This window comes from Deinococcus rubellus (assembly GCF_025244745.1).
Lineage (GTDB): Bacteria > Deinococcota > Deinococci > Deinococcales > Deinococcaceae > Deinococcus > Deinococcus rubellus.
The window spans coordinates 1,710,626-1,735,379 of sequence record NZ_CP104213.1; the positions used below are offsets into that span (position 1 = coordinate 1,710,626).

The following is a 24,754-nucleotide window of genomic DNA, read 5'->3' on the forward strand; positions in this document are numbered from 1 at the left end:
TTCAAGATGGGAGATAGCTGTGCAGGAGGCGAGCAGGGAGTCGGACATACCGAACGCGCTGCCACCCAACCCGGAGGCGTGCCTTCAGTTCCTGCAAGGTGCGGGCACAGAAGTTCCCCAGGATGTTCCGCTTCATGTACGCCCACACCAGCTCGATGGGATTGAGTTCCGGAGCATACGGTGGGAGGTACTGCAGGGACAACCGAGATTCACCTGTGACGAAGGCCGTGACGGCCTTCGACTTATGGATGCCAGCGTTGTCCAGCACCACCACGACCTCTCCTGGGACGTGGGTCAAGATGTGCTGGAGGAAGCAAATAACATCGGGGCCTTTGAAGGCCCCGTGCTGAGTCTGTTGGAAAAACTGGCCAGCAGTGGTCACCGCACCGATGGTTGAGACCTTATCCCAGCTCGCTTTCCCGAGGACCACGGGGGTCTGGCCGCGCAGCGCCCAGGTCTGCTTCACCGTGCCTTTGAGACTGAAGCCCACTTCATCCAGGAACACCAGGGTCGCACCGGCAGCTACTTTTTTTTGATCTCGGGAAGGGTGGTCTGAATCCAGGTCGCCACAGCTTCCGGGTTCTGTTCCAGAGCGCGTTTGTCTGGCTTCTGGCGGGAAAAGCCCAACTGGTGCAGGATTCTGCGGACGTGATCGCGGTGATGCCAGATATCGAAGTGACGACCAATGACGTCTCTGACCCGCAAGGTGCTCCAACTGGCGTCAGGAAAGCCGTGGACCTGCGCGCCTTCGCACAGGAGACGCTTGAGTGTCTCCCGCTGTTCCCCGCAGAGCGCTGGCGCTCTTCCCGTGGTCACCGTGGCCTGCAGCGCGTCTGAACCCTGGTGCCGCAGGCGATGTTTCCACGTGCTGATGGGACTCGCCTTGACGCCCAAGAACTCAGCGAGTTCCTGGGTACTGTGCGCTTGAGTCTCGAGGAGTTCGAGGAAGTGCAGCCGACGTTCTTCGAGTTGAGTTCGGGTCAGGTGCGAGGGTAGCCAACGGTCGGTCATCTCTCTAACCTACTATCTCCAACTTCAGCTGAGATCAATAATGTTTTCCTGGCGATGGTTTTGCCTCCACGCGCTCCAAATTATGCGTCAGACAACACAATAACCAATTGCACTAATGCTGATCCTAGTTCAATAAATTCTGATGGCTGCTACCGATTTTTCGCCTATTATCCAGTATTGCGCTCGGCACTGATAAACGATTCCACTTTGCTCGCCAGCTCAAAGCCTAAAACCGATCCTCAAAATGACAACCAGTGGGTTCTGATGGAGTATCGTGCGAATCCTCAGCAGCTGACACTTCAAGATTTTCCTGCACTGGGAGGGAGGAAAGGCGTTTTGAGCAGTAAAAGATGTGTCCAGAACGCATCCATCCCCCAACGAATTGCGTCGCTCAGCACCCTCAGGCCGATCCTGACTTGACTTTTAGGGAGTCGTCCCCGGTTATCTCTTTTCGGCGGGTCAGCGGCCTGCTCATCTTCTCCAATCCGTAAGGTCCAGGCCAGGACGATGCAGAGCAGTCCGAACAGCCTGGAAATCCGGTCCGGTGCGGTCATATGGGTCGCTTCCAGATTCAGACCTCGCGTCTTCATCGCGGAGAATGAACACTCGATCCCCCAACACTTCCGGTAGGTCTGAAGTACGTTCCAGACGGGTAAATCCGAGATGACAATCACCCTCTCTCCCGTAGGAGAGAGGGTGACGACCACGTTCATCCACCCGCCGTACACCCAGGTCCGCTCATACAGGGAGCGCACCTCACCCGGTTTCAGTCCTGCGAACTGATCGCGGGCTCACTCGTCGTCGATGCGGGTATTCTCCTTGATCCGTAGGCACATCCGCAGTTTCTTCCAGCGCAAGAAACTGCACCAATCCTCTCCGATGAACTCGCGATCGGCGATAAGCACCGCCCACCGCTTCGCAGGAAGCACTTGGAGCAATTTTGAGACCAGGAGGATCCGTGCGCCGGTATGGCTATTGCCCTGATGAGGGAGCACCTTCCACATCAGAGGGAGCACGACTCCACCCAGCGCGACACCGAGGACCAGGATGTTGAGCGGCGTCTTTCCGTAATGCCAATTTGTCCGGTCCATCACGAACGTGAGTTTCCCTGCGGGGAGTAAGGGGAGCAGGACGTCCAAGACGTCCTGTGGAGTGAGCTGAGCGTCATGAAATACCCGTGCCACAGTTCGGGTTTTGGATTCTGGTGAACCGGCACGTGGGATGTTCAGGGCGATCTTTCGGTGAACGGTGGACTCGGCCTGAATGATGCCGAACAGCACTTCGGACACTCTGCGGAGCGCGTCGATTCGACGGTGGGGGAGCTTGAGTTTGAGATAAGCAGTGAGCGTGTCAGCATGAAGCAGGGCGGTCGTTCGGATTGTCACAGACCGAGATACCGCCCTGCATGCTGCTGTTTTGCGTCCTAGACGCCATTTTCACCGAAGTGTCAGCTGCTGAGGTGCGAATCTCTATGATGGAATAACGGCCTGGTTTCCGAATTATGTTCCTGAAAACGGCATAAATCGTATTCTTAATGTGCCGTCTTCTCCGTATTACACTGGTAGATCTGGAGCGATTCTCGTAGACTATATTAAACCTGGTAGTCTGAAATTTTCCATTACACGGCCCACAGGGCCAACGGCTGCGGCGATAGCGGCGGGTGCTGTTGCTCGACCTGATGGCACCGTGAATTTTTCATTCGAGATGCAGCGCATCACTGGTTCAACTTCCCCGTCAATTCGTGCGACTGCTGCCAACAATAAGGTCTTAGGTGCGACTGTCTCGCCTCGTAATTGGGCCTGCCCACGCGCCGCGTCCTGTCCCTGAACCATCCCCTGTGCTACCCTGAAATCCCGGAAGCCTCTGCGCTCCCGGTTTTTCTTTTGGAGCCGGGAAACAGGCGGGGGCAGGAGGAACACAGCGATGCAGACCAAATATATTTTTGTGACCGGCGGCGTGGTCTCCAGTCTGGGTAAGGGCGTGGCCACCGCCTCGCTCGGCGCGCTGCTGCGGGCGCGCGGTTACAAGGTCACCGCCGTCAAGATCGATCCGTATATCAACATCGATGCCGGAACCATGCGGCCATACGAGCATGGTGAGGTATTCGTGACCGCTTCCGGAGCCGAGACTGACCTTGATCTGGGCAACTACGAGCGCTTTCTCGACCTCGACGTGCCGCCGGGCAGCAACATCACCACCGGGCAGGTCTACCTCGAAGTCATTCGCAAGGAGCGTGCTGGCGATTATCTCTCGCAGACGGTGCAGGTTATTCCGCACGTCACCGACGAGATCAAGCGCCGCATCACCGAAGCAGGTGAGCGGGCCGGAGCCGACATCGTACTGATCGAGGTGGGCGGCACGGTAGGCGACATCGAGTCGCTGCCGTTTCTGGAAGCCATCCGGCAGGTCCGCTTCGACGTGGGCGACGAGCACACCCTCTATCTGCACCTGACGCTGGTGCCGTACCTGGGAACCTCCAACGAGTTCAAGACCAAGCCCACCCAGCACTCGGTGGCGACCCTGCGCTCGGTGGGCATCAGCCCCGACATCGTGATGGTGCGCAGCAAAGACAAGCTGCCCGAAGACATCACCCGCAAGATCGCGCTATTTACCAGCGTCAAGCCCAACCGGGTCTTCTCGTCGTTCGATGTGCCGCACGTCTACGAGGTGCCGCTGGCGCTGGAGGAGCAGGGGCTGGGCAAAGCCGTCGAGACGCTGCTCGATCTGGAACATATTCATCCCAACCTGGGCGTCTGGCAACATGCGGTCCGGGTTATCAAGTCGCCCGCGCGGGAAGTCACCATCGCGCTGGCAGGCAAGTACACCGCCATGCCCGACGCCTACCTCTCGATGATGGAGGCGCTGCTGCACGCCGGGATCGCCAACGACGCCCGCGTCAACATCAAGTGGGTCAACACCGAGTCGCTGGAGGAGGCCGCCGAGATCGAGGCCCAGCTCGGCGATGTGGACGGCATTCTGGTGCCGGGAGGCTTCGGGGTGCGCGGCATCGAGGGTAAGATCCGGGCCGCCGAGTACGCCCGCACCCACGCCGTGCCGTACCTGGGCATCTGCCTGGGCATGCAAGTGGCGGTGCTGGAATATGCCCGCAACGTGGCCGGGTTGCCGGGGGCCAACTCCACCGAGTTCGACCCCTACGCGCCGCATAAGGTCATCGATCTGATGCCCGAGCAGCTTCAGACGGCGGACCTGGGCGGCACCATGCGACTGGGCGACTGGCCGATGGATCTGCTGGCCGGAACCAAGCTGGCGCGTCTCTATAACGTCCCACAGGGCGGCGAGGTGCAGGAGCGCCACCGCCACCGCTACGAGGTCAATCCAGCGTATGTTGAGCGGCTGAAAGAAGCGGGCCTGGTGATCAGCGGCGTGACCCCCGGCATGGCCGGGCGCGGCGCGGGACTGGTGGAGAGCATCGAACTGCCCGGCCACCCGTTTTTCGTGGGCTTACAGGCCCATCCCGAATTCAAGTCGCGCCCGATGCGCCCCAGCCCGCCGTTCGCCGGCTTCATCGCGGCGGTGCTGGCAGGCAAGGCGGAGCAGACTCAGGCCGCAGCGCCCCAAAATGTGCCGATTCAGGAAGTCTTGCCGCAGCCCTGAGTCAGGCGGTGAGAATCAGGGGCGCACCCCGCGTGATCATGATGGTGTGCTCGAAGTGGGCCGCCAGCCCGCCATCGGTGGTGCAGATCGTCCAGCCGTCACGTCTGGTTCGGGTACGCCAGGCGCGGCCACTGGACACCATCGGTTCCACCGCGAGGACCAGTCCTTCGTGCAGAGGTTGTTTCAGGCCAGGCTGGAAAAAGTTCGGGACGTTGGGCGGCTCATGAATGGCCCGGCCCACGCCGTGACCCTGCAACTCGCGTAGCAAGGTGAATCCGCGTTTTCTGACTTCCAATTCAATGGCCTGGCCAATCCCATTGAGGGGACGGCCCAGCCGGGCAACTTTGATGGCCTCCGCCAGAGCCGCCTCACCGCAGGCCAGGAGCCGCGAAACCACCAGAGAGACAGGCGGCATGGCCACCGTGATGGCCGCGTCGGCGATGTAACCCTGAACGTTTGGCGTCACGTCGATCTTGACGACGTCCCCAGCCGCCAGGGGCCGATGGGTTGGCAGGCCGTGAACAATATCGTCGTTCACACTGATAAATGCGTTCACAGGTGCCGCGTATTCCAGCCTTGGAGCCGAGAGTGCGCCGTGGGCCTCGAACACCTGCCCGGCCAGCAGATCAAGGTCGGAGGGCGTGATGCCCGGTTCAATGGCGGCCTTGAGTACCGCGAGTGTCTGGGCAACCACCCGACCCGCCCGTTTCATCCCTTCCAGATCCCGCTCGTTGTTGACAGTCATGGTGCAGTGTAGCTGCTGTTATCAGCTGTCAGCCCAGCCACAGATGAACGCCGCCGCCCAGTCACTCAGGGCGGCGGCGTTCATCTGGTGCGGGAAGGGAGTAAGCCGGGTTCTGTCTTCCTTGCGGAATCACGGTCATCTCTCTGCGAGGCGCGTCGCCGCGCTCCTGAAGCGACCATCCTGGGAATCAACGGGCGGGCCGCCCTCCTCCACTGTCGGGTCTTGCACCAGATGGGGTTTACCAAACGCCTGACATTTCTGCCGGGCCTGGTGCGCTCTTACCGCACCGTTTCACCCTGACCCGCCGCACCGTGAGAGCGGCCTTTTTGCGGCGGGCGGTCTGGTTTCTGTGGCACTGTCCGTCGGCTTCGCGCCTGTGCGTGCGTTCTCTCAAGCACGCCGGTTCACTCGCCGCCCAGCCGTTAGCTGGCATCTTGCCCTGCGGTGCCCGGACTTTCCTCACCCTGGGTTAAATCAGGGCGCGACCGTGTTCCTTCCCGCGCTCAGGAGTATACACGTGGCCGCTTAGCGGGTCGCCCTTCCGACCCGCTAAGCTGGGCAGCGTGAAGCCATGCCCCTGCTAGTCGTCGCCGCGTTGCTGCTGCAACTGGTCGTGCTGATCTCGGTGAGCGGCGTGGCGCGGGCAGACGCGGCTCCCCGCCGCTTGACGGCCCTGGTGCTGCTGGCTGTGGGCGTGACCTTCGTGGTGTGCATCATCTACATTCTGGCCCTGTGGCACCTCAGCCGCCTGAGTCCCGGCCTGTTGCCGTTCGGCCTGAGCCTGCTGGGGGCGGGCCTTCAGCTCTCAGCTGTGACCAGTGGCACCTTCCTGCCGCGCCAGCTTCGCCTGGGAGCCTGGGTGGTGATGTTCAGCCTGCTGGTCTTCTACGTGTTCAATACCCTGTCCTGAGCTTGTGCAGAGAGCTGTTCAGCCCCAGCGCTCGCGCGTCAGTTGTTCCTTGCGGGCCCAGACATTTTCCGGGGTCTTGTCGGGGTTTTCCAGATCGAACAGGTCGCGGCTGCCGAGTTCGCGCCACTCGCCGGGCACCAGGTCTTCGAGCCACAATCCGCCCAGGCGCACCCGCACCAGCCGCGTGACCGGGTGGCCCACCGCTTCCAGCATCCGGCGCACCTGACGGTTCTTGCCCTCGCGCAGCGTCACGTAGACGCCTTTCCCAGCCCGGTCCACCCGCGACGGGGACGTGAAGCCGTCTTCCAGCTCGATGCCGTCTTCCAGCGCGTCCAGCGTGTCGTTGTCGGGAATACCGCCGTCGATCCAGGCGCGGTAGACCTTATCGTGGCCGTAGCGCGGGTGGGTCAGGCGCAGGGTCAGTTCACCGTCGGTCGTCAGCAGCAGCAGCCCCTCGGAGTCGCGGTCGAGCCGCCCCACCGGATGCAGCCCTGGAACGCTCGGCATGTGGTCGAGCACAGCGGGGCGGCCCTTCTCATCGTGGGTGGTGACGATGACGCCCCGGCGCTTGTACATGGCAAACGTACGGTGCGGTTCCCTGCTCGCGCCCACCACCAGTTCGTCCACCTCGATCACGTCGCGCTCGGTGACGCTCTGGCCCAGGGTCGCTAGCTGGCCGTTGACGGTGACGCGCCCCGCCTTGATCAGTTCCTCGGCGGCGCGGCGTGAGGCGACTCCGGCGCGGGCCAGGCGCTTTTGCAGCCGCTCACCGCCCTGGTTTTCCGGCTCAGGCATGGGTTCAGGTACATTTTCAGGCACGGTGGGTTCCTCCAGCGATGGCCAGCAGGCCCGATACGCCCAGCACGCCGCAGATGACCAGCACTGCGCCGGACGCTGCGCCCACTGTGCCGCGCAGCGCCGCCGGGACCAGGGTGGCCACTGCCAGCAGATTGGCCGCCGCCAGGCCGTAGCGGGTCACGCTGTCGGGCCGGAATGCGGCAGCGATGATCAGCCCGCCCCAGGCGGTGAGGAGCGCGCCGCTGAGACGGGCCAGCCACAGCGGACTGAGACTGAGCAGTTGGCTGAGGCTGCTCGGAAAGAAGTACAGGATCAGCCCCAGCGGCAGATAGATGACGGCAGAAAGCCAGTAGGCGGCACGAAGCATACGTGCAGTGTAGCGGGCGAGCCGGGGTGCGACAGGTGTTCAGGTCGGGCGGCGGAGCCGACGAGCACTGCGGTGGGCCATATCGCTGCCTAGCACCTTCCCTCAAGCTTTGCCGTCTGGCGTGCCGTGAGCCTCTCGGCCTCTCAAACTTTCTGCGTGCCTCTTTCCACGACCCTGCTCGCATGATAAGCTCTTCGTTTGGGTGCCCCCGTGTTCCCAGCAGGCCGCGCTCGAGCGTCGCGGTCTTCGACTGAGTGTTCCAACTCGGCGCATGGACGGCAAACTTCACTTGTCTAACGCTCAGGAGAAACGATGTCCTATATCGGAATGAAGCAGCTTCTAGAAGCAGGCGTGCACTTCGGGCACGAGACCAAGCGCTGGAACCCCAAGTTCAAACGCTTTATCTTTGCCGAACGCAACGGTATTTTCATCATCGACCTGCAAAAGACCCTCAAGCAGATCGACCGCAGCTTCGATTTCATCAAGGACCTCTCGGAGCGCGGCGGCACCATCTTGTTCGTCGGCACCAAGAAGCAGGCCCAGGAAATCGTAGAACTGGAAGCCCGCCGTTCGGGCATGCCCTACGTGACCAGCCGCTGGCTCGGCGGCATGATGACCAACTTCCGCACCATCCGCACCCGGATTGACCGCCTCGCCGAGCTCGACGAGCTGTTCGAGTCGGGCCGCATCAGTGATCGCCCCAAGGCCGAGCGCATCCAGCTCGGCAGCGAGCGCGACCGCCTGCTGCGCTACGTTGGCGGCATCCGCAAGATGACCCGTCTGCCCGACGCCCTGTTCGTGGTCGACCCCACCAAGGAAGTCATCGCCGTGCAGGAAGCCAACAAACTGGGCATCCCGGTTATTGCGCTGGCCGACACCGACTCCGACCCCGACGTGATCGACTACATCGTGCCGGGCAACGACGACGCCATCCGCAGCATTCAGCTGATCACCCACCGAATCGGTGATCTGATCGTGGAAGCGCGCGGCGGCGGCGAGGATGTCAGCAGCGAGCGCGTGGGCGAGGACAACGCCGAGATCGAGGCGGCCCAGGAGCCGGTCAGCGACGACGTGGCGATGTTCACCACCCAGGGCGGGATCGGCGGCGCGATGAGCCAGAACGACACCCAGGGCCAGCAGATCGCCTCGGGTGCCGATCAGGCGCTGGACAACGAAATTCGGGGCTGAAGCCGCCCTCTTCAAGCGCTAACCGTGCGGCGGCCCTGAACTTCAGTGTTCAGGCCCCGCATTTTTCTGGCTGGCTGGTGTTCTGAGAACAAAACAACATAACAAGATACAGGAGAGGTAACGATATGCTGGAATCAATCAAAAAACTGCGCGAGATGACTGGCGCGGGCATGATGGACGTGAAAAAGGCACTTGCCGACGCGGGCAATGACGAGACCAAAGCGGTGGCCCTGCTGCGCGAGCGCGGCATCGTCAAGGCCGCCAAGAAGTCGGACCGCGAGGCCAAAGAGGGGCTGGTCCGCTTTGTCATTGACGGCAACAGCGCCGCGATGGTCGAACTCAACAGCGAGACCGACTTCGTGGCCCGCAACGCTGACTTTCAGGCGCTGGTAGAAAGCCTGGCCCAGGCCGCGCTGAAGGCCAAGACCAACGATCTAACCGAGTTCAAGCAGTTCAAGCTGGAGAGTGGCGACACCGTCGAGACGGCTGTTGCGGCGGCGGCGGGCACCATCGGCGAGAACCTGGTGCTTAACCGCGTGGCCTACTTGGAAGGCCAGAACGTGGCTGGGTACGTGCACAGCAACGGCAAGATCGGCGTGCTGGTCGATCTTGCGGGCGGAGCCGAGCAGCAGGCCAAGGACGTGGCCCTGCACGTGGCCGCCGAGCGCCCCCAGTACCTCAGCCGCGACGAGGTCAACGCCGACGATATTGAGAAAGAGCGCGAGATTTTGACCAACAAGGCCATCAACGAGGGCAAGAACCCTGACCTGGCCGCCAAGATTGTGGGCGGACAGATCGGCAAGTTCTACGAGGAGCGGGTGCTGCCCGAGCAGAAATTCGTCAAGGACAACAGCCTGACGGTGGGCAAGTACCTCGGCGATACGGCCATCAAGCGCTTCGTGCGCTTCGAGATCGGCGCGTAAATGCAGTTGAGGAGGGCGGCGTAAGTCGCCTTCTTTTTTGACGTCCTCTATCTCCACAAGTTCGGGCCACGTTTCTCTTTGCCCAGTCGCCCGGCGCTGCTGGGCTTTCTTTTTGGACGAAACCCACAGCACTGTACCTTTCCTGCCTACCGCTTTCCTGTGAGGTCAAGTATGTACAAACGGGTTCTTCTCAAACTGTCCGGCGAATTTCTGTCGGGGAACCAGGGGTTCGGCATCGTGCCCGAGGCCACTGATCAGCTCGCCCGCGACATCGTCTCGGCGCTGGAGGGCAGCGGCGTGGAGCTGAGTATCGTCATCGGCGGCGGCAATTTCTGGCGCGGCGCGCAGAACGGTAAGAGCATGGATCCGGCCACCGCCGACTACATCGGCATGCTCGGCACCGTCATGAATGCGATGGCGCTGCAAGACTCGATGGAGCGCGCCGGACAACCCACCCGCGTCATGAGCGCCATTCACATGGCGGCGGTGGCCGAGCCGTATATCCGCCGCCGGGCCATGCGTCACCTGGAAAAGGGCCGGGTGGTCATCTTCGGCGGTGGCAACGGTGCGCCCTTCTTCACCACCGACACCACCGCCACCCTGCGCGCGCTGGAAGTTGGCGCAGAAGTGGTGCTGTACGCCAAGAACAAAGTGGACGGCGTGTACGACTCCGACCCCCAGAAAAACCCCGACGCCGTGCGCTACGATTCGCTTACCCACATGGATGTGGTGGAGCAACGCCTGGCCGTGATGGACGCCACCGCCATCACGTTGTGTATGGACAAGGGCTTGCCACTGGTCGTCTTTGATATTTTTCAGGCAGGCAACCTGCGCTGCCTCTTTCTGGGCGAGCGGGTCGGCACGCTGATCACATCGTAGCGGGAGCTGGGCAGACTGTGCCCGGCACGTCAAGGAGTCAAACTTTATGGACATGAAACAGATTCAAACCGAATCACGCAGCAAGATGCTCAAGGCCATCGAGGCGCTCGACCAGAGCCTCTCGGTGTTGCGAACGGGCCGCGCCAACCCTGGCATTCTCAAGAAGGTGCAGGTCGATTACTACGGCTCCACCATGCCCATCGATCAGGTCGCCAGCATCAGCACCCCCGACGCCCGCACCCTGGTCATCACGCCCTGGGACCGGGGTGCGCTCAACCCGATCGAGAAGGCCATCCGCGACTCGGACCTGGGTCTCAACCCCAACAACAAGGGCGACACCATCTTCATCAGCTTGCCGATGCTCACCGAGGAGCGCCGCAAGGACCTGATCAAGAATGCCCGCACCTACGGCGAGGATGCCAAGGTGGCGGTGCGCAGCCTGCGCAAGCACGCCCTCGACGACCTCAAGAAAGTGGATGGGGTGGGCGAGGACGAGATCAAGCGCGGCGAGGCCGACGTGCAAAAGCTCACCGACGAGTTCATCAAGCGGGTGGACGATACGGTGAGCGCCAAGGAGCAGGACATCCTCGGGTGAGTCGGCCCCCGGCCACGCCGCCCGCGCCGCCCGGCGCTCAGCCTGGGCCGAAGCGTATGGAGTCGCTCAGTACCCGCGTCACCACGTCGGTGGTGGGCTTTGCGCTGGTGTGTCTGGCGGTGTACTTCGGCTGGACCACGCTGCTGCCCTTCCTGCTGATCATCGGTTTTCTGGCCCTGCGCGAGTACGTGCGGATGGTGGACCGGCGCGACATCGACGTGCGCCGCGCCGCGCTCTACTTTTTCGGCGCGGCCATCGTAATCGCCAGCTATCCTGGCTGGCCCGCGCCCTGGGTCGGTGGGTCGTGGCGCGAGGTGGTACTGACGGCGGCCACCGGTTACCTGCTGGTCGTGGAAGTGATGCAGCCGGGCGAGAGGCCGCTGGAGCGGATCGTTTACAGCATGTTCGGACTGCTCTACATTCCCTGGCTGCTCGGCTACGGCCTGATGCTGCGCTATACCCCCGACGCGGAGGGCGGCCTGCTGTTCTTCGCGCTGCCGCTGCTGGCCACCTTCGCCGCTGATACCGGCGGCTATTTTTTCGGCTATTTTTTCGGCAAGCGCAAACTCGCGCCCGAGGTCAGCCCTGGCAAAACGGTGGAGGGAGCGCTCGGGGGGCTGCTGTTCAGTTTCTTTGTCGTGGTGCTGGTGACCCGGCTGGCCAATATCTGGAGTCTGCCCGATGCCTTTCTGTACGCCGTGATGGTGGCGAGCGCCTCGCAACTCGGCGATCTCAGTGAGAGCCTGATCAAGCGCTCGCTGGGTGCGAAGGACAGCGGCAACAGCATGCCCGGTCACGGCGGCATTCTGGACCGGCTCGACTCGCTCCTGTTCGCAGTGCCGATCACGTACATCTTTCTGAATATCAACGTGTTCTGAAGCTGTACAGACGAGCAAAAAATACAAAAGAAGGCCCACCGCTTATAGGGGTGGGCCTTCTTCTTTTGAAAAAAGTCATGTTGGTTCTGGCCGAACTTACTTGTCCTGCCCCAGCGCGAAGCCTTTGCTGAACTGCTCTTGCAGCAGGGTGAAGATCAGGAGCGGCGGAACCAGGGTGATCATCGCCCCGGCCATCACCGCCCCCCAGTCGGTCTGCCCGCCCGCATCGATCAGGCGGCGCAGACCCACCTGCACCACCTGTTTGTCGTCGGACTGCATGATCACCAGCGGCCAGAGGTACTGGTCCCAGGCCGAGACGAATTGAATGACGGCCATCGCGCCGATGGTGTTCCAGCTCATCGGAATCAGGACCCGGCTCAGGAAGGTCAGCGGGCCGCAGCCGTCAATTCGGGCGGCGTCAGCCAGGCTGGCGGGAATGTTCAGGAAGTGCTGCCGGAAGAGGAACGTGCCAGTGGCCGAGGCCAGGAACGGTACGATGATGGCGGCGTAGGAGTCGGCCCATTTCAGCGTGCCGGAGATCAGGTCGAACAGTGCCACGATCAGCAGTTCGGTGGGCAGCATCAGGGTAAAGAGGACCAGTGCGAAGGCCAGGCTCTTGAGTGGGAAGCGGAAATACACGAACGCCAGTGCGGCCAGCAACGACAGCACGGTCTTGCCGAAGGTGACGCAGACGGTGACGATCAGCGAGTTGGTCATGTAGCGGCCCAGGTGCGCGCCGTTCCAGACACTGGCGAGGTTCTCCAGAAAGTGGGTGCCGGGCAGCAGGCTGGGGCCGATCACCACGTCGCTGGCCTGGGTGGCCTTGATCAGCGCGAACAGCAGCGGTGAGGCGATGACTACCACGGCGATAATCAGCACCACGTGAATCCACAGGTGACGGGCTGGCCCCGTCTTGGTCGGGCGCGGCGCAGTGGGGTAGGCAGGGGCCGCCGAAACCGCTTTACGCGCCATAGTGAACCCTCCGGTTGCCGTAGCGAAACTGCATCACGGTGATCACACCGACCATGATCAGCATCAGCACGGCCTCGGCAGCAGCCACGCCGGTCTTGAAATTGCGGAATCCGTCCTCGTAGAGCTGGTAGATCAGGAAGGTGGTGATGCCGGTCTGACCGTAGACCGGACCGCCGCGCGTGAGAATATCGACCAGGCCGAAGCTGTCGAACAGGGCGTACACCAGGTTGGTGAACACCAGAAAGAACGTCATCGGCGAGAGCAGCGGAAAAATCACTTTCCAGTACGCCTGCCAGCCGGTTGCGCCGTCGATGGCAGCGGCTTCACTCACCTCGCCGGGAATGTTCTGAATGGCCGCCAGATAAAAGACCACGTTGTAGCCCAGTCCCTTCCAGATGGCCGCCAGAACCACCAGGCCGAAGGCCAGCAGCGGGTTGTCGAGCCAGCGTGGGCGCACGCCGATCAGCGACGAGAGGATGTTGTTGATGACGCCGATCTCAGGGTTGAACAAAAACAGCCAGATGGTGCCCGCGATGGCCGGAGACAGGGCGTAGGGATAGATCAGCATCAGGCGGTAGAACTTGGCCCCTGCAATCGGGCGGCTGGCCAGCCACGCCAGGCCCATCGCCAACAGCAGTCCCAGCACCACCACCAGGGCGCAGTAGATGAGCGTCTGCAAGATGACCTGATGGTAGACCGGGCTGGAAAGTAACTCGGCGAATTGCCCCAGTCCCTCGAAGCTCTCATTGCCCAGAATGATGTTCGAGCGGTACAAGCTCAGGCGCAGGGTGCGCAGGGCTGGGTAATACAGGAACACGGCCAGAATGAGGAAGGTGGGCAGCAAGAAGAGCCAGGGCAGCACCGGGCTTTTGAAGGTGGCCCGTTCCTGCGCCTGCGGCTCGGCGGCTGTGGTGGGTGGGCGGGGGCGGCGAGAGATCAGGCTCAAGGGGCGTTCCTCCGGTGAAGCGAAGTCTGTGTGGACGGTGGGGCGGGTGGTGAGGCACTCCTCAGAACGGGGAGAACCCCCCGGAACACATCGGGGGGTCTGACGAGAGAAGAGTGAGCGCTGAAGCTGCCGCGCCGGTTCCGGCCCAAGCTTACTTGAAGTTCTTGTTGTAGTCGGTCAGCGCGGCGTTGATCTGGTTGGCGGTGTCGCTCAGCACAGCGTCCACGCCCTGACCGCCGGTGACTTTCTGAAGGCCCTGTTCCATCAAGGTGCGGGTCTGGATCGCCACGCCGTTGAGCGCGCCCGCGCTGGCGGGGTTGGACTTGGTGGCCAGCAACTGATTGAAGGCCGTGATCTGAAGCGGCGAACTGGTAAACCAGCCCTGAGCACGCAGCGCCGTGATGCTGCTGTTACGCACCGGGTAGTAGCCGGTGAGTTTGTGCCAGTCGGCCATGTTCTTGGTGTTGGTCATGTAGAGGGCAAAGTCGAGTGCGGCTTCGGCCTGGGGCTTGGTGAGGTTCTTGGGAATCCACAAGCTGGCCCCGCCGATGACCACGCCGTTGCGCGCCGTGCCGTCAGGAATCGGCAGCACGCCGACGCCGAGCTGGAAGCCTGCCGTCTTGGCTGCCGCCAGCTGGTTGCCCAGGTCGGCGGTGCTGTTGATGGTGAAGACGGCGCGCTGGTTGCTGAAGATGGCGTTGGTGCCGTCGGTGTCGGCCAGCTTGCCGGTGTTGGTGAGGTAGCCCTTGTCCTGGAGGTCTTTGAAGAACTGGAAAATCTTCTTGCCCGCCGCTCCGTCGAGGGTGGTGGCGGTGGCGCGGCCCGCACGCCCGTTACTGTTGTTGAACAGCAGGGCGTTTTGCTCGGACATCCACTGCTCGACGAACCAGCCGTAGAGCGCCATACTCATGCACTTGGTGTCGGGCAGCGCCACCTTCACCTTGGCGCAGGCGCGCAGCACGCCGCCAAAGGTCGTGGGCGGGGTGGCGGTGTTCAGGCCCGCCTTGGTCATCAGGTCTTTGTTGTAGTACAGCACCGGTGAGGAGCTGTTGAACGGCAGGCTGTTGACCTTACCGTTGATGGTGTAGTAGTTGATGACCGGCTTGATGTAATCGGAAAAGTCCACGGCCTTGACGCTGCTGACCGGCTGGAACATGCCCGAATCGAGCGCCAGCTGGCTGCCGACCTCGAAGATCTGGACCAGGGCCGGGGCCTTGTTCTGACGGGCAGCCAGGATGGTGGCCTGCAAGGAGTCGTTGTAGGCCCCCTTGTAGCTGGGCACCACCGTCACGCCGGGGTGGGATTTGTTGAACTCGTCGGCGCGGGCCTTGATCCAGTCGCTGCGCTTGGCGTCGCCGAAGGAGTGCCAGAATTCAATGGTGGTTTGGGCTGCTGCCGTCTGAAGCCCGCTGCCGAGGGCCAGCATTAACATCAATCGTTTCATATCGCTCCTTGTCCTGCCTGATGAAGTCTCGCCTGACCAAACGCACAGGTCGCCTCGGTCCGTGTTGAGTCTCGGATGAGAGTAGGCAGTGCCGGTCAGGTGATTGTCAGTCACTGTATCCTGACACAACCACTTCAGGCTAGGTGCTCACGATTGTTGTCTGGCGCAGGTCAGGTTGGCGGTTTGTGCCCAGGCCCGCCCGGTGCTGATGTCCAGTGCTTATTTGAAGTTGGCGTTGTAATCGCTCAGCGCGGCGTCCACGCGGGCTTTGGCCTCGCTCAGCGCGGCGTCTACCGGGGTGCCGTTGAGAACTTTTTGCAGCGCCTGCTCTGTGATCTTGCGGGTTTCCGGCCCCGCGCCGTTGAGTGCTCCCGCCGTCGCCGGACTCGGAATGGTGTTGGTCTGCTGATTGAAGGCGACGAGTTGCAGTGGGGCCTCGGCGAACCAGCCCTGCTCTTTGAGCAGATTGATGCTGCTCTGGCGCACCGGATAGTAGCCGGTCAGTTGGTGCCACGACGCCATGTTCTTGGTGTTGGTCATGTAGAGGGCAAAGTCGAGCGCGCCCTCCGCTTTTTCCTTGCTCAGGTTCTTGGCGATCCACAGGCTCGCACCCCCCAGCACCACACCGTTGCGTCTGGTGTTGTCGGGAATCGGCAGTCGGGCGACGCCCAGCGAGAAACCTGCCCGCTTGGCCGCGTCGGAGTTGTTGCCGATCTTGGAAGTCGAGGTGATGTGAAACACCACTTTCTGGTTGTTGAAAATGGCGTCCGAGCCGTCGTAATCTTCCAGCTTGCCGGTATAGGAATAGTAGTTGTTGTCCTGCAGGGTCTTGAAGAAATTGAAGATGGTCTTGGCGGCGGCGCTGTCCAGATTGCTGGCGGTGGCCCGCCCGCTCCTGCCGTTGTTGTTGTTGAGGAAAGTCTGGTTCTGCTCGGCCAGCCAGTTTTCGATGAACCAGCCGTTGACGCTCATGCCGAAACAGGTCACACCGATGTTGGCGGCCTTGATCTTCTTGCAGTCGTCGAGCATTGCGCCGAAGGTGGTGGGCGGCCTGAGGGGATTGAGCCCGGCCTTCTGCATCAGGGTTTTGTTGTAGTACAGCACCGGGCTGCTTGAGTTGAAGGGCAGGCTGTTGACCTTGCCGCTGATGGTATAGAAGTTGAGGACCGGCTTGATGTAATCCGAGAAGTCCACGTTCTTGATGGCGCTGACCGGCTGGAATACTCCGCTGTCGAGTGCGAGTTGAGAGCCGCCCTCGAAAATCTGGGAGATGGCCGGGGGATTGCCCTGGCGGGCCGAGAGAATGGTGGCCGAGATGAGTTCGTTGTCGCCGCCCTTGAAGCTGGGGATTACCTTGAGATCGGGGTGGAGCTTGTTGAACTCGTCGGCGCGGTCCTGAATCCAGCCGCCACGTTTGACGTCGCCGAAGGTGTGCCAGAACTCGATGGTCGTCTGGGCCGCCGCCGTCTGCACGGCACTCCCCAGTGCCAGCATGATGATGATTCTCTTCATTTTTCCCCTTTTTCCTTAATGATTTCTGCCATATACTTGATTTCTTGCCCTCAGTCTGCGCAGAAGATGTCAAAGACGAGGGCCAGTCAAATATTTAGACTGGCCTTTCAGTTTAGCGGCTATATGTTTACGGCTTCTCAGGATTCGTTACAGACTTCCTGCTGTTTTGTGTTGCCGTTCAGGATGTGCTGCGGGTTGCCAGCAGCGCGTCCGGCAGGTCCCCGATCAGGCCTGTGACGCCCATGCCGAGCAGCCGCCGACCTTCTCCCGCGTCGTTGACGGTCCAGGTGTTGACCCGCCAGCCTTCCCGCTGGGCCGTGTCCATGACTTCCGGCGTCACCAAGCTGAAATGTGGGTGCAGCGCCGCCAGGTCGAGCCGCCGGGCGATGGGCGGCACCAGATTGCAGCCGCCGATCACGTAGGCCCGGTGGTACAGAAAGCCGCGCGCGATCTGCGGCGCGTGCTGCAAGGCGGCCAGCAATTGCAGTGGGCTGAACGAGCTGACGATCACCTGCTGGCCGAGGCCGTAGGCACGGATCAGGTCCAGGGTTTCCTCGGTGCGCCCGTCGCCCCGGCCGAGTTCGGGTTTGATCTCGATGTTGAGGTACGCCCCGGTCTGGGCGGCCCAGGCCAGCACCTCGGGCAGCAGCGGCACGTGGGGCGGCAGATCGGCGTGGCTGAGCGTGTCCAGCTTGCGTCCATCCGGCAACTGGGCGTCGTGGCAGATTACCAGCCCGCCGTCGCCGAGCCGCCGCACGTCGGTTTCGATGCCGTCGAGTCCGGCGTCCAGCGCGGCTTGAAAGCCGATCAGCGAGTTTTCGGGATGAAGGCGGGGCGTGCCCCGGTGGCCGAGCAGCAGCGGTGTCATGCTTCAGGGTAAACCGCTACGGGGCATTTTGGTCATCCATGCGCCCATTCTGTCTGCGCGGATGCGGCAGACTGAGCGGCAATGCGCCTGACCTTGCTTGGCTCCACCGGCTCTATCGGCACCCAGACGCTTGACGTGATCCGGGAGCGCGGCGACACGGTCCTGGCGCTGGCGGCGGGCCACAACCTCGATCTGCTCGAAGCCCAGGTCCGTGAGTTTCGCCCCGCGCTCGTCAGCGTGGAGCAAAGCGTGCTGCCCGCTGCCCGCGAGCGCCTCGGTCCACTCGCCCGCGTCATCGCCGACCCCTCGGAGATTGCCGCACTGGAGGCCGACGTGTGCGTCAATGCCATGAGCGGTCTCAAGGGACTTGCTCCCACCCGCGCCGCACTGGAGGCGGGCCGGGCAGTGGCGCTGGCGACCAAGGAGGCAATGGTCATCAGCCACCACCTGATCTGGGAAGCGGCGGCGCGCGGCGGCGGGCGAATCGTGCCGGTGGACTCCGAGCATACCGGCGTGTATCAGGCGCTGACCGGCGAACATCTCGACGATGTGGCCGAGCTGATCCTGACCGCTTCGGGAGGACCCTTTCGTGAAGGCCCCGCCGACCTCAGCCAGATCACTCCGGCCCAGGCGCTCAGGCATCCCTCGTGGAGCATGGGCCGCAAGATCACCATCGACTCGGCCACCTTATTTAACAAGGGGCTGGAAGTCATGGAGGCCGCCAGCCTCTACGGGGTGCCGGTGTCGCGGGTGGGCGTGCTGGTGCATCCGCAGAGCATCGTTCACGCGCTGGTGCGCTTCCGTGACGGCAGCTTGAAGGCCCAGCTCGGCCCCACCGATATGCGGCTCTCGATTGCCTACGCCATCGACGCCGCGCCCAGCGGGATGAGCGCTCCCGGCGACGTGCGCGGCGTGCGCCGCCGGGGAGAGGTCGCCGGGCACCTGGGCTTTCACCTGACCGGCCAACTTGAATTTTCCGATCCTGATCTGGCCCGCTTTCCCTGCCTGGGCCTGGCCTACCGCGCCGGAAGCGAGGGCGCGCTGAGTCCAGCGGTTCTCAACGCCGCCGACGAGGTGGCAGTGGACGCTTTTCTGAATGGTCGGCTCAGCTTCCTGGGCATCGCCAGGGTGCTGGAAACCGTGCTGGACGAAGCACCGGGCGGCGAACTGACCTGGGATAGCTTGGCGCAGACCGACGCCTGGGCGCGGCGGCGGGCGGGCGAATTGATTCACGACGAGGTCAGCGTATGAGGATACATCCATGAGGACACCACTGTGAGTTTCTTTCAGGGCATCGCCTCGGCGCTCACGCCCGCTGGCCTGATCTGGACATTGCTGATCATCACTGCCGCCACCTTCCTGCACGAGCTGGCCCACTACGCGCTGGCCCGCTGGCAGGGCGTCAAGGTCAGCTCGTTTTCCATCGGCATGGGCCCGGTCCTGGGGCGGCGGACGTGGCGCGGCACCGAATGGCGCTTGAGCCTGCTGCCCATCGGGGGCTACGTCGAGATTGACGGCATGGCCCCCGACATCGAGGGCGACTCGGTTCGTGCGCCCACGCGGGGATTCGCCTCGCTGGGCGCGCTCGGCAAAATCGCAGTGCTGCTGGCCGGGCCGCTGATGAACCTGCTGGTGGCGTTCCTGATCATCACCGCCACTTTGAATGTCAATGGCCTCAGTACACCGATTGACACCCAGATCAGTGTCTCGCAGGTGCTGCCGGACTCGCGGGCGCAGGCGCTGGGACTTCAGGCGGGCGACACGATCACCGCTATTGACGGTCAGCCGCTGCCGCCGACTTACCAGGAAGCCGGGCAGAGCAAGCCTGGCTGGCAGCGCCTGGCCTCGGTGCTGGCTGTCAGCGGGCCGCATACCCTGACGCTGAAGCGGGCTGGACAGGTCAGGACAATCTCGTTCGACTGGACGGCCAGGGTGGGCGGCGCACAGCAAAAGCTCGGCGTCGCCTACGGCCCCGGCATCAGTGTGACGCCCCTGAACTTGCCGCAGGCCGCCGGTCAGGCCGGGAAAACTCTGGTCAATGCCATTCCGCAAGTCCTGAATGCCTTCAAGAACCTGTTCGTCCGCTTCTTCACCCTCAACCTCAAAACCGACGAGGGCGTGGTCGGGCCAGTCGGCACGGTGCAGGTTGTCTCGCAGGCGGCCAGTCTGGGCGGTTGGACCCTCCTGGGCATCGCGGCGGCGATCAACCTCAGCCTCGGCTTCTTCAACCTCCTGCCGATTCCGGGGCTGGACGGTGGGCGTATCCTGCTGGTCATCGTCGGCGTGCTGCGGGGCCGCCCGCTGACCTTTACCCAGGAGCAGGCGGTCACGGCGGCGGGCTTCGGGCTGGTGATGCTGCTGACCGCTTTCGTGCTGGTGCGCGATCTGGCGCGGTTCTTCTAGACCCAACCGGCAGCAAACACTAGAGGGAGGCCGAATTCGACTCGGCCTCCCTCTAGTGTTTGCAGGATTTTTAGCGAACCTTCGTGCCGCTCGGCAAGTCCAGCTTCGTGCCCAGCAGGTCCAGGTTGCCGTGCTCGTCCTCGGCGGCCAGAATCATGCCCTGCGACTGGATGCCGCGCAGCTTGGCGGGCTTGAGGTTGGCGACCAGCACCACCTTGCGCCCTACGAGGTCTTCCGGCGTGAACCACTGGCGGATGCCGCTGACGACAGTGCGCTCCTCCCAGCTTCCATCAGCATGGCCCATTCTGACGGTCAGTTTCAGCAGCTTGTCGGCTTTGGCCACCGCCTCCGCTGCCACGACTTCCACGATGCGCAGGTCAATTCTGGCAAAGTCGTCGATGCTGATGAGATTGTCTGAGTCAGCTTCTGGAGCGGCTTCGGCGGTCTTGATGGGCGTTTCGACGGTCGTGGGTTGAACCTTCTTTTCGGGTTGCGGCTTGGGCTGGGCGGGAGGCGCGGTGCTGGTTATTTCTCCCTTCGGCTCGGGCTTGGGAAACAAAACAGGCCCGCCCAGCACCTGCGTTCCGGAAGCGATCAGGCCCCAGGCGGGCGTCAGGGTGTAGCTCTGGCCGCCCAGACCGAGTTGCCCCCTGAGTTCGCGGGCCTTGCTGGGAATGGCTGCCTCCAGCGCCACGCTCGCCACCCGCAGGCCCTCGGCGGCGGTGTACAGCACGGTGTCGAGCCTTCCGGCGTCGTCGGGGTTCTTCGCCAGCGCCCAGGGCGCGCTCTCGGCAATGTAGCGGTTGAGGTCGCGCACGAATTCCATCGCGGCTTCCAGGGCCATGTTCACCTTGAGGTCGCGCACCAGGCCCATGATCCGCTCGGGTAAGCTCAGCGCCGCCGCCCGGATGCCCTGCTCGCGTTCGTTGAGTGCTCCGGCAGCGGGCAGCACGCCGCCCCGGTACTTCTGAATCATGCTGACGGTGCGCGAAAGCAGATTGCCCAGGTCGTTGGCGAGGTCGGCGTTCTGGCGATTGATCAGAATGCTCTCGCCGTAGGGACTGTCGGCGCTGAGGGTCGCCTCGCGCAGAATGGTGTAGCGCACCGCGTCCACGCCGTACTCGCCCACCAGCGCTTCGGGGTCGATGGCGTTGCCCAGCGACTTGCCCATCTTGCGTCCGTCCTCGGCCAGGATGTGCGCGTGGACGACCAGTTTCTTGTAGGGAGCCACGCCCGCCGCCCGCAGCATGGTGGGCCAGAAAACCGCGTGCGGCTTGAGGATGTCCTTGCCGATGACGTGCCAGGCGTGATCGAACAGCTCCGGGCGGCCCTTGCTGGTGGGCGCGGAGAGGTAATTGAGCAGCGCGTCAAACCAGACATACGTCACATGGTCGGCATCCCAGGGCAGCTCGATGCCCCACGGAACCCGACTCTTGGGTCTGGAAATACTCAGCGGCCCGATGGGTTCGCGCAGCATCTCGATGACCTCGTTGCGGTAGCCGACCGGCTGGATGAACTCCGGATGCGTCTGAATATGCTCCAGCAGCCAGGGCTGGTACTTCTCCATGTTGAAGAAGTAGTTGGCCTCACGGCGCAGTTCCGGCGGGTCCTTGTCGCCGGGAAAGCGCTTGACGCCGTCCGGCCCGGGGACGAGTTCCTTCTCGGTCACGTAGCGCTCGGCCCCCACCGAGTAGAGGCCTTCGTACTCGGCAAAATAGATGTCGCCCGCCGCGTAGACGCGCTGCAACACGTCCTGCACATACTTCTTGTGACGGGCCTCAGTGGTGCGGATGAAGTCGTCGTAGCTGATGTTCAGCCTGTCCCACAGCCCTTTGAAGGCCCGCTGCGACAGGTCGTCGACGAAGCGCTGGGGCGTTTGCCCGGCCTTGGCGGCGGCCTTGCTGATCTTCTCACCGTGCTCGTCGGTGCCGGTCACGAAGTACACGTCGTACCCGGCCAGGCGGTGGTAGCGGGCAATCGCGTCGGTCAGAATCTTCTCGTAGACGTGCCCGATGTGCGGCGCACCGTTGGCGTAGTCGATGGCGGTGGTGATGTAAAAGGGTTCTTTGGTGGGGTCTGGGGTCGACATGGGGGTCAAGGCTCCTTCGGTGGCCCGTGAAGGCGCAAACGTGAACAGGATAGCGGGTGGGAAGTAGAGACGAGGCCCTATGGGATGCTGGAAGCATTTCCGCGTTGGTCCCAAAAGAGAGCGGGCCTTTTCCCGTACCTGGAAAAAGCCCGCTCGACACCGCCCCGCAGCGGCTAGCGCAGGCGCATTCGCATCATTCGGGTAGCGCGGGGGTGGGTCATGCGTTCAGTCTAGCGCACATCAGGTCAGAACAAAATGCGCCGGGCAGCTTACCCTGAAGCATGAAACGCCTTCTCGTGCTGCTGGTTGCCCTCTCAAGCCTGGCCCGCGCTGCCGACTTTCCCCACATCGTCCAGCAGGGCTTCAGCCGAGATGCCCGCTATCACCTGCTGGTTACCTCGTGGATTCAGGACGGCAGCGGCTTCCCGGCGGCAGCGCTGCAAATCACCGATGTCCGGCGCAATGCTGTGGCCTACCGGCTTCAGCACACCTGGAAACAGGATGGGGTGAGCGCTGCCAGGCTGGCCGCTCTGGTCAGGACCTGGCGTGCCGGGCAGCTCAACGTCCTCAAGCGCTACAGTCTGATCTCGCCGCTACCGGGCGAGCGCCTCTTCAACGTCCTGCCGCAGTCGGGCTATCCCAGCGCCGCGCCGATCAGCACCCTGACGAAAGCAGGCACCTTCACCCTGACCAGCTTGCCGCTTGCCTCCAAGTGCACCTTCTCGGACCGTCCCACGCTTGGCCTGGCCCTCACCCTGGGCGGGCGCGAGTTGCAGCGCGACACCCGCCTGCCCGCCTCGCGGGCGTGTGCCAGCGGCTACCGGCTGGAGACGGCCTACCGCTACAAGTCAGGGCTGGCCGTCATTGTGCGGGCGTACTCGCAGGGCTTCGAGGGGCCAGATGCGTTGCCGCTGGTCGTGACGGCTGCATTGAAGTAACCGCCTTCAGCCCAGCCCTGCCGCCCGCTGCATCAGTTCCCGCGCCGCGTCCAGCTCCGGCGCGTTGATGGCGTGGCCCAAGCCCGGATAAACCTGGGCGTTCACGGCTGCACCCAGCCCCCTCAGCGCCTCAGCGCTCGCCTGAAAGCGGTCCAGTGGAATATGCGTGTCGTCCGGGGCCACGCCCATGAAGACTGGCGTTCCGGCGAGGTCGCTGCCGTGTTCCAGGGTGATCAGCGCCCCCGAGAAGGCCAGCACGCCGCCCAGTCTCTTTCCATATCTAGCCGCGTATTCCAGCGCCAGGCAAGCTCCCTGCGAGAAGCCGCCCAGGATGATCTGCTCCGGCGCGACGCCCTGCTGCTCCAACCCGGTCATCAGTACGTCAATGGTTGCCAGCGCGTTGTCCAGAGACGGCTGATTCTGATTGAGTGGGGCCAGGAACGACTGCGGATACCAGCTTCCACCCTCCGCCTGCGGCGCAAGGTAGCTGTAGGCGCTGAGGTTGAGTTCGCGTTCCAGTCCCAGGATGTCCTGGGCCGTGCTGCCGCGCCCGTGAAGCAGCACGGCGGCCATACGACCCTCGCCCAGTGGGCGGCCAGCGGTCAGTACTGAAATGGACGCTTGCGCCTTCATCTCTGAGGTCGCCAGCTCGCGCTGCCCAATGGTGACGCCGTACTCGCGGCTGATGATCTTCGGCACCTGCTGCTCAATCGCGGGCCGCTGCGCCTCGTACCACTCGGGTAATTTGAGATGCTGGCCGAGTTCGTCCACGGCCTCGTCGTCGGGAAAGCCGGGGGCGTCGGTGGCGATCTCGAACAGCACCCCGTTCGGTTCCCGGAAGTAGATACTGTGAAAATACTGGCGGTCCTGGACTGGCGTGGGACGGTAACCCGCCGCTGTCAGGCTCTCCAGATAAGCTTCCTGCTCGGCGTCGTTCCTGGTCCGCAGGGCGACGTGGTGAACGCTGCCCGCGCCGAACGTGCCGCGCGGCTGGCCAGGGCGCTCCACCGCGTCCACAAAGAGCCCGATGTTCTGGCCGCTGCCCCTGAAGCGGGTGCGCTGGCCCTCGTCGTCAGCTTCCTGACCCACCGCGCTGAAGCCGAGTTGACCCACCAGCAGCTCTGCCACGGCGGCCGTCGTGCCGACCCAGGCTGTGACCGAGTGAAAGCCGCGCAGAGCGTGTTCGGCGGGAACGGGGGAGTGGGGCCAGGCGTCCACCGGAGAAACGTCGTCGCCTGTATCAAACACCAGTTCTACCCAGGTGCCATCGGGGTCGGCGATCCGCAGCACACTGTCGCCGAAACGCACGCTCTCCTGCGGCTTGAAGTCGCCCAGCCGTGCCTGCCAGAACGCCAGGCTCTGCCGGGGCGCGCTGTAGGCGGCGGCCACCACCTCGCCGTTGCCGCGCACGCCGCGTTTTGCGCCGGGCCAGGGAAAGTGGGTCATGATCGTGCCAGGCTTTCCAGTCAAATCACCGTAATAGAGGTGGTACGTGCCGGGATCGTCGAAGTTGACCGTCACTTTCACGAGGCGCTGACCCAGCGTCTGGCTATAGAAGTCGATGTTGCGCTGCGGGTCACTCGCCATCACGGTGAGGTGATGCAGGCCCTGGACCGGCGTGGTCTCAGAAGATAGGAAGGTTGAATCAGCCATATCGATATTTAATCACTTAA

The 24,754-nt window shown here is 63.0% G+C and carries 21 protein-coding genes, 1 other RNA gene and 1 pseudogene; 10 read left to right on the plus strand and 13 right to left on the minus strand.

Annotated elements, in window-relative coordinates:
• Window position 1 precedes the first annotated feature (1 nt).
• Together N0D28_RS08885 and N0D28_RS08890 are read right to left on the minus strand one after the other, a co-directional pair.
• A protein-coding gene (locus tag N0D28_RS08885) for an IS630 family transposase (protein ID WP_376777612.1) occupies window positions 2-1,011 on the minus strand; the annotation gives its coding sequence in 2 pieces (ribosomal slippage) (window positions 2-537 and window positions 537-1,011; 1,011 coding nt in all).
• A gap of 299 nt (window positions 1,012-1,310) precedes the next feature.
• Window positions 1,311-2,396: pseudogene (locus tag N0D28_RS08890) on the minus strand (transposase).
• A 538-nt stretch (window positions 2,397-2,934) separates the two neighbouring features.
• Here N0D28_RS08890 and pyrG point away from each other — a divergent pair.
• On the plus strand, window positions 2,935-4,626 hold the full coding sequence (gene pyrG / locus N0D28_RS08895; protein WP_260559180.1) for a CTP synthase: 1,692 nt from the start codon (window positions 2,935-2,937) through the stop codon (window positions 4,624-4,626).
• 1 nt (window position 4,627) lies between these two features.
• On the opposite strand, the gene map is transcribed toward pyrG, so the two are convergent.
• A complete protein-coding gene (gene map, locus N0D28_RS08900; protein ID WP_260559181.1) occupies window positions 4,628-5,371 on the minus strand; it encodes a type I methionyl aminopeptidase in 744 nt (247 codons plus the stop codon).
• 85 nt (window positions 5,372-5,456) lie between these two features.
• An RNA gene (gene rnpB / locus N0D28_RS08905) (RNase P RNA component class A) lies at window positions 5,457-5,872 on the minus strand.
• A gap of 70 nt (window positions 5,873-5,942) precedes the next feature.
• On the opposite strand from rnpB, the gene N0D28_RS08910 reads away from it, so the two are divergent.
• Window positions 5,943-6,281, plus strand: a complete 339-nt coding sequence (locus N0D28_RS08910; protein WP_260559182.1) for a hypothetical protein — start codon at window positions 5,943-5,945, stop codon at window positions 6,279-6,281.
• 18 nt (window positions 6,282-6,299) lie between these two features.
• On the opposite strand, the gene N0D28_RS08915 is transcribed toward N0D28_RS08910, so the two are convergent.
• On the minus strand, window positions 6,300-7,076 hold the full coding sequence (locus N0D28_RS08915; protein ID WP_260559183.1) for a pseudouridine synthase: 777 nt from the start codon (window positions 7,074-7,076) through the stop codon (window positions 6,300-6,302).
• A gap of 16 nt (window positions 7,077-7,092) precedes the next feature.
• Window positions 7,093-7,446, minus strand: a complete 354-nt coding sequence (locus N0D28_RS08920; RefSeq protein ID WP_260559184.1) for a hypothetical protein — start codon at window positions 7,444-7,446, stop codon at window positions 7,093-7,095.
• Window positions 7,447-7,758: 312 nt separating this feature from the next.
• Here N0D28_RS08920 and rpsB point away from each other — a divergent pair, with 312 nt between their 5' ends.
• The 5 genes from rpsB (at window position 7,759) to N0D28_RS08945 (ending at window position 11,909) form a co-directional block, all read left to right on the plus strand.
• Complete coding sequence (gene rpsB / locus N0D28_RS08925; protein WP_260559185.1) at window positions 7,759-8,634, plus strand: 30S ribosomal protein S2; 876 nt, start codon at window positions 7,759-7,761, stop codon at window positions 8,632-8,634.
• A gap of 125 nt (window positions 8,635-8,759) precedes the next feature.
• Window positions 8,760-9,557 (plus strand): translation elongation factor Ts, encoded by a 798-nt coding sequence (tsf, locus tag N0D28_RS08930; RefSeq protein ID WP_260559186.1) that lies wholly within the window; start codon window positions 8,760-8,762, stop codon window positions 9,555-9,557.
• A gap of 171 nt (window positions 9,558-9,728) precedes the next feature.
• The gene (pyrH, locus tag N0D28_RS08935; protein ID WP_260559187.1) at window positions 9,729-10,436 is read left to right on the plus strand and encodes a UMP kinase; all 708 of its coding nucleotides are present in this window, start codon (window positions 9,729-9,731) and stop codon (window positions 10,434-10,436) included.
• 46 nt (window positions 10,437-10,482) lie between these two features.
• Complete coding sequence (gene frr / locus N0D28_RS08940; protein ID WP_161881996.1) at window positions 10,483-11,031, plus strand: ribosome recycling factor; 549 nt, start codon at window positions 10,483-10,485, stop codon at window positions 11,029-11,031.
• 56 nt (window positions 11,032-11,087) lie between these two features.
• On the plus strand, window positions 11,088-11,909 hold the full coding sequence (locus tag N0D28_RS08945; protein ID WP_260561866.1) for a phosphatidate cytidylyltransferase: 822 nt from the start codon (window positions 11,088-11,090) through the stop codon (window positions 11,907-11,909).
• A gap of 96 nt (window positions 11,910-12,005) precedes the next feature.
• On the opposite strand, the gene N0D28_RS08950 is transcribed toward N0D28_RS08945, so the two are convergent.
• The 5 genes from N0D28_RS08950 to N0D28_RS08970 form a co-directional block, all read right to left on the minus strand.
• On the minus strand, window positions 12,006-12,881 hold the full coding sequence (locus tag N0D28_RS08950; RefSeq protein ID WP_260559188.1) for a carbohydrate ABC transporter permease: 876 nt from the start codon (window positions 12,879-12,881) through the stop codon (window positions 12,006-12,008).
• Complete coding sequence (locus N0D28_RS08955; protein ID WP_260559189.1) at window positions 12,871-13,827, minus strand: carbohydrate ABC transporter permease; 957 nt, start codon at window positions 13,825-13,827, stop codon at window positions 12,871-12,873. Before N0D28_RS08955 ends, N0D28_RS08950 begins: the two co-directional genes overlap by 11 nt.
• Before the next feature lie 151 nt (window positions 13,828-13,978).
• Window positions 13,979-15,271: an ABC transporter substrate-binding protein gene (locus N0D28_RS08960; RefSeq protein WP_260559190.1), complete on the minus strand. Its 1,293-nt coding sequence runs from the start codon at window positions 15,269-15,271 to the stop codon at window positions 13,979-13,981.
• 219 nt (window positions 15,272-15,490) lie between these two features.
• Window positions 15,491-16,783 carry an ABC transporter substrate-binding protein gene (locus tag N0D28_RS08965; RefSeq protein WP_260559191.1) on the minus strand — a complete coding sequence of 431 codons (1,293 nt, stop codon included), beginning with the start codon at window positions 16,781-16,783 and terminating at the stop codon, window positions 15,491-15,493.
• Between the two features lie 178 nt (window positions 16,784-16,961).
• Window positions 16,962-17,651, minus strand: a complete 690-nt coding sequence (locus N0D28_RS08970) for a glycerophosphodiester phosphodiesterase (RefSeq protein WP_260559192.1) — start codon at window positions 17,649-17,651, stop codon at window positions 16,962-16,964.
• A gap of 81 nt (window positions 17,652-17,732) precedes the next feature.
• Here N0D28_RS08970 and dxr point away from each other — a divergent pair, with 81 nt between their 5' ends.
• Together dxr and N0D28_RS08980 are read left to right on the plus strand one after the other, a co-directional pair.
• Window positions 17,733-18,902, plus strand: coding sequence for a 1-deoxy-D-xylulose-5-phosphate reductoisomerase (gene dxr / locus N0D28_RS08975; RefSeq protein WP_260559193.1), 1,170 nt, complete (start codon window positions 17,733-17,735; stop codon window positions 18,900-18,902).
• Between the two features lie 24 nt (window positions 18,903-18,926).
• Window positions 18,927-20,054 (plus strand): M50 family metallopeptidase, encoded by a 1,128-nt coding sequence (locus N0D28_RS08980; RefSeq protein WP_260559194.1) that lies wholly within the window; start codon window positions 18,927-18,929, stop codon window positions 20,052-20,054.
• Between the two features lie 70 nt (window positions 20,055-20,124).
• Here the strand turns inward: N0D28_RS08980 and metG are convergent, their stop codons facing one another.
• Window positions 20,125-22,143, minus strand: coding sequence for a methionine--tRNA ligase (metG, locus tag N0D28_RS08985; RefSeq protein WP_260559195.1), 2,019 nt, complete (start codon window positions 22,141-22,143; stop codon window positions 20,125-20,127).
• A 281-nt stretch (window positions 22,144-22,424) separates the two neighbouring features.
• Between metG and N0D28_RS08990 the strand changes: the two genes are divergently transcribed.
• Entirely contained in the window at window positions 22,425-23,081 is a 657-nt protein-coding gene (locus N0D28_RS08990) for a DUF2259 domain-containing protein (protein ID WP_260559196.1), read from the plus strand.
• A gap of 6 nt (window positions 23,082-23,087) precedes the next feature.
• On the opposite strand, the gene N0D28_RS08995 is transcribed toward N0D28_RS08990, so the two are convergent.
• On the minus strand, window positions 23,088-24,734 hold the full coding sequence (locus N0D28_RS08995) for a VOC family protein (RefSeq protein WP_260559197.1): 1,647 nt from the start codon (window positions 24,732-24,734) through the stop codon (window positions 23,088-23,090).
• Window positions 24,735-24,754 lie beyond the last annotated feature (20 nt).